Source organism: Vibrio sp. 779(2023), assembly GCF_033344285.1.
GTDB lineage: Bacteria > Pseudomonadota > Gammaproteobacteria > Enterobacterales > Vibrionaceae > Vibrio > Vibrio alginolyticus.
Genome location: NZ_JAWPOM010000224.1, coordinates 1 through 1,044, shown reverse-complemented (window position 1 = coordinate 1,044; position 1,044 = coordinate 1). Strand labels below are relative to the sequence as shown.

General features: G+C 44.2%; 1 protein-coding gene. It reads left to right on the top strand.

From position 1 onward, the window contains the following. Positions 1–343: 343 nt before the first annotated feature. On the top strand, positions 344–1,044 hold a 701-nt coding region (locus R8O70_RS26230), incomplete at its 3' end, for an AEC family transporter (RefSeq protein WP_318184592.1).

Here is a 1,044-nt window from a genome sequence, read left to right as displayed (position 1 = left end):
TGCACATAGAACGGTTTTGTTCTGTTTACTTTTCATCGATGGACTCCTATTTATCACCACCAGAACCGCACAAGGAATGAGCGCGGCTCAACTTCATTTCACTTGTCGGCGCTGGAGTTCTGTTTTATCTCCAGTGCGATAAGTCGGATTAGTAAACCAATATATGCAACCTTCGACCAGTCGAGCTTGGTCAAACTGAGATATTAGGCTCATATCGGAATGCAACGTACATCCTAATCAACATAAGAATAAAATTTCATCGCTTCCCTATTCCCCGCCCCCTAGTTTGTGGCTTAATAGCGAAACAATAATGACTTTTTTCTTTTTTGCTGCGGATACTTACATGGATTCTGTTTTACATCAGTTGCAATTCTCTTTGTCGATCACCGGCCCCATCTGCTTAATGTTGGTGCTTGGCGTTATCTTTAAACGGTTTGGTCTCATCAACGATAACTTTATTGAAATTGGCTCTAAGCTGGTTTTTAAGGTCACGCTGCCAGCCATGTTGTTTGTCAGTATTGTGGCTTCTGAGCATGATTTTTCTGCCGCCAGTGGTTTCATCAACTACGGCGTAGTCGCGAGCATTCTGTTTTTTATTTTCACCTACATGTCCGTTTCTGTTCTGTTTAAATCTTCTCCCGATCAGGGCGTGTTGATTCAAGGTGGGTTTCGCGCCAACACTGGCATTATCGGCATTGCATACGTTGCTAATGCTTATGGTTCACAGGGTGTCGCATTAGCTGCTCTTTATGTCGCCATCACCACGTTTATCTACAACGTTCAAGCGGTGATCTGCCTGTCACCCAAAGGCGCTACGTCTGCCTCTCAAGCAGCAAAAATGATGGGAAGAACACTGACGAAGAACCCGCTTATCATCTCCATCGTTTTAGGTATGCTTTTCTACTTGTTGTCGATTCCGGTTCCAAACGTAGTCATTGATGCGGGTAACTATCTGTCGAAAATGACGTTGCCGCTCGCATTGTTATGTACAGGTGGCTCGTTGGATTTTAGTTTGATGAGAAAGGAAAAAGGCCCGTCTTGGTT